This is a genomic window from Mycobacterium sp. (genome assembly GCF_032161845.1).
GTDB lineage: Bacteria > Actinomycetota > Actinomycetes > Mycobacteriales > Mycobacteriaceae > Mycobacterium.
In genome coordinates, this window is record NZ_JAVRQA010000532.1 from 1 (window position 1) to 3849 (window position 3849).

At 66.4% G+C, this 3849-nt stretch carries 4 protein-coding genes and 1 pseudogene; all 5 read left to right on the forward strand.

Annotated elements, in window-relative coordinates; translation table 11 throughout:
• A pseudogene (locus QOD90_RS29630) lies at nt 1-535 on the forward strand (hypothetical protein); the annotation flags it as partial.
• Nucleotides 536-656: 121 nt separating this feature from the next.
• Complete coding sequence (locus tag QOD90_RS29635; protein ID WP_526355847.1) at nt 657-1202, forward strand: PadR family transcriptional regulator; 546 nt, start codon at nt 657-659, stop codon at nt 1200-1202.
• Between the two features lie 41 nt (nt 1203-1243).
• Nucleotides 1244-2326, forward strand: coding sequence for an inositol-3-phosphate synthase (locus QOD90_RS29640; protein WP_526355849.1), 1083 nt, complete (start codon nt 1244-1246; stop codon nt 2324-2326).
• A gap of 90 nt (nt 2327-2416) precedes the next feature.
• The gene (locus QOD90_RS29645) at nt 2417-3319 is read left to right on the forward strand and encodes an Rv0045c family esterase (protein ID WP_526355851.1); all 903 of its coding nucleotides are present in this window, start codon (nt 2417-2419) and stop codon (nt 3317-3319) included.
• Nucleotides 3320-3328: 9 nt separating this feature from the next.
• Nucleotides 3329-3849 (forward strand): LLM class F420-dependent oxidoreductase (locus tag QOD90_RS29650; RefSeq protein WP_526355853.1); only part of this gene is annotated, 521 nt, incomplete at its 3' end.

Sequence of the window (3849 nt, forward strand, 5' to 3'; positions counted from 1 at the left end):
TTCGCCGCTGAGCTTCACCTCCGATCCAGGCGCCAAGTCCGATGGCATCCCTCCGAAGGTGATCACGCCGCCTAAGCAGCTGCAGTCGTTGGGCGGACTGAACGGTCTGCTCGAGCAGATGCGCCAGCGCTTCGGCGACACCATGGGCTACGACCTCACCATCTACCCCGACTACGCGGTCCTGTCCCGGGCCGACCCGACCGACGACCGGCGCAAGCTGAGCTACTCCTACCGCGGCGGGTTCGACGATCCGTCGGTGTCGGCGAAGAGCGACGAACGCGACGTGCTGGTGGATCTGTCCGCCTTCGACGTCAAGACCGCGGTCGGCATCCTGCGGGGCGCGCCGGAGATGGTCGATCTGAAGCCGTCGGACGTCAAGCCGGGGAGCACCTACCTCACCATCGATCCGGCCCGTGATCCGCTGACGCCCGGGGCGTTGGAGCTGCGAGCCAGCGTGTCGAGCGACATCGGCAGCGGCTCGGTGACGTTCGCCGGCGACGGCACCCTCAAGCGCATCGACTCCGCCACCGACTGACCTGCGGCGATCCCACCAATTGGAGCGTTCGTCGGCATCGATGTAGCGCCGCATATATCGGCGCGATATAGTTTGCCGAGGTGTTGGAACGTCGTAGCGACCGTGCAAAGGGGGTGATTCGGTGTTAGAACTCGCCATCCTGGGGCTTCTCCTCGAATCGCCTATGCACGGCTACGAGCTGCGCAAGAGACTGACGGGCCTGTTGGGAGCGTTCCGCGCGTTCTCCTACGGCTCGCTGTACCCGGCACTGCGCCGGATGCAGGCCGACGGACTCATCGTCGAGGAGTCGGCGCCCGTCGGAACGGTCAAGGTTCGCCGGGCCCGCCGCGTCTATGTACTGACCGACGCGGGCAAGGCGCGCTTCACCGAGCTCGTCGCCGACACCGGCCCGCAGAACTACACCGACGACGGATTCGGCGTCCATCTGGCCTTCTTCAACCGCACCCCGGCCGAGGCCAGGATGCGGATCTTGGAGGGCCGCCGTCGTCAGGTGGAGGAACGCCGCGAGGGCCTGCGTGAAGCCATCGCGCGTGCCACCAACTCACTCGACCGCTATACCCGCCAGCTCCACCAACTCGGGCTCGAGTCCAGCGAGCGCGAAGTGAAGTGGCTCAACGATCTGATCGCGGCCGAACGCGTGGCCGCTCCGCCCGAACAACAGACCTAGAACAACCGCACCGCATGTCCGTACGAGAAGGAGAACGACCCATGTCCGAAAACCCGTCGAATGAGATCCGGGTCGCCATTGTCGGCGTCGGCAACTGTGCCTCCTCCCTGGTGCAGGGTGTGCAGTACTACCTCGACGCCGACGAGAACTCGACCGTCCCCGGCCTGATGCACGTGAAGCTCGGGAAGTACCACGTCCGCGACGTGAAGTTCGTCGCCGCGTTCGACGTGGACGCCAAGAAGGTCGGCTTCGACCTCTCCGAGGCGATCTTCGCGTCCGAGAACAACACCATCAAGATCGCCGACGTGCCGCCCACCAACGTCACGGTGCAGCGCGGCCCGACCCTCGACGGCATCGGCAAGTACTACTCCGAGACCATCGAGGTGTCCGACACCGAAGCCGTCGACGTCGTCAAGGTGCTCAAGGACGCCAAGGTCGACGTGATGGTGTCCTACCTCCCCGTCGGGTCCGAAGAGGCCGACAAGTTCTACGCCCAGTGCGCCATCGACGCCGGCGTTGCGTTCGTCAACGCGCTGCCCGTCTTCATCGCCTCGGACCCGGTGTGGGCCGAGAAGTTCCGCGCCGCAGGTGTTCCCATCGTCGGCGACGACATCAAGAGCCAGGTCGGCGCGACCATCACCCACCGCGTGATGGCCAAGCTGTTCGAGGACCGCGGCGTGCAGCTCGATCGCACCATGCAGCTCAACGTCGGCGGCAACATGGACTTCCTCAACATGCTCGAGCGCTCGCGCCTCGAGTCCAAGAAGATCTCCAAGACCCAGGCGGTCACCTCCAATCTTCAGCGCGAGTTCAACGCCAAGGACGTGCACATCGGCCCGTCCGATCACGTCGGCTGGCTCGACGACCGCAAGTGGGCCTACGTCCGCCTCGAGGGCCGCGCCTTCGGTGACGTGCCGCTGAACCTGGAGTACAAGCTCGAGGTCTGGGACTCGCCGAACTCGGCGGGCGTCATCATCGACGCGGTCCGCGCGGCGAAGATCGCCCTCGACCGCGGCATCGGCGGACCGGTCGAGGCCGCGTCGGCGTACCTGATGAAGAGCCCGCCCAAGCAGCTGGCCGACGACATCGCGCGCGCCGAGCTGGAAACCTTCATCATCGGCTAGTCCCTTGCGTTCAGATAGCGCTCACGGTCGCAATTTCGCGCATTTCGTGACCGTGAGCGCTATCTCAACGGGGTTTTGTATGGTTCGTTCGTGGTCAACCCGTACTTTTCCGACGACGAATTGCTGGGGCTCGACGAGTTCGCCCTGCTGCCCGAAAACGCCGAACAGATCGGCGTCTCCGAGATCCCCCCGGTCACCCGCATCGACTCGGGGCCGATCAGCGCGCTGAAGTGGGGGGAGTCAGCGCCGCAGATCGTCTTCCTGCACGGCGGCGGGCAGAACGCGCACACGTGGGACACCGTCATCCTCGGCCTCGGCGTGCCTGCGTTGGCCGTCGACCTGCCGGGCCACGGCCGCTCCGCGTGGCGCGAGGACGGCGACTACGGCCCCCAGCTCGGAGCCGAGACGTTGCGACCCGTCCTGCGCGAGTGGGCGCCCGCGCCGCGTCTGATGGTCGGCATGTCGCTCGGCGGACTGACCGCGCTGCGCATCGCCGCCACCGAGCCCGCCCTCGTTCCTGAGCTGGTGCTCGTCGACGTCACCCCTTCTGCGCCAGAACGCCACGAGCAGATGACGCAGGCCCAGCTGGGCGCCGTCGCCCTGGTGAAGGGCGATCGCGAGTTCCCCAGCTTCGCCGCCATGCTCGACGTGACCATCGCCGCGGCACCACATCGCGATCGGAACTCGTTGCGCCGTGGGGTCTTTCACAACAGCAAGCAGCTCGACGACGGCACCTGGACATGGCGCTACGACTCGTTCCGCAAGGGCGACGGGTTCGAGGGACTGTGGGACGACGTTCCCGCGATCACCATGCCGACGACGCTGGTGCGTGGCGCCAACTCCTTCTTCGTCAACGACGAGGACGCCGACGCGTTCGCCAAGGGCGCCCCCGGCTTCCAGCGCGTCCACGTCGTCCCCGACGCAGGCCACTCCGTGCAGGGCGATCAGCCCGCGGCGTTGGTCGACATCTTGCGGGGCGTGCTCGGGGCTTAACGTGGAGCCATGAGCTTCCCCACCCGTGTCGGCGTCCAACTCCAACCGCAGCACTCCGAAAACTACGGCCATCTGCGCGACGCGGTGCTGCGCTGCGAGGACATGGGCGTGGACGTCGCCTTCAACTGGGATCACTTCTACCCGCTCTACGGCGATCCCGAAGGTGCCCACTACGAGTGCTGGACCATGCTGGGCGCCTGGGCCGAGCAGACCTCGCGCCTCGAAATCGGTGCGCTGGTGACCTGCAACTCCTACCGCAACCCCGAGCTACTCGCCGACATGGCGCGCACCGTCGACAACATCTCCGACGGCAGGCTGATCCTCGGCATCGGCTCGGGTTGGAAGCAAAAGGACTACGACGAGTATGGCTACGAATTCGGCACCGTGGGTAGTCGCCTGGACGACCTCGCCGCCGCCATGCCCCGCATCACGTCGCGCCTTGGCAAGCTGAATCCCGCCCCGGTCCGCGACATCCCGATCCTCATCGGCGGCCAGGGCGAGAAGAAGACGCTGCGCCTGGTCGCCGAGTA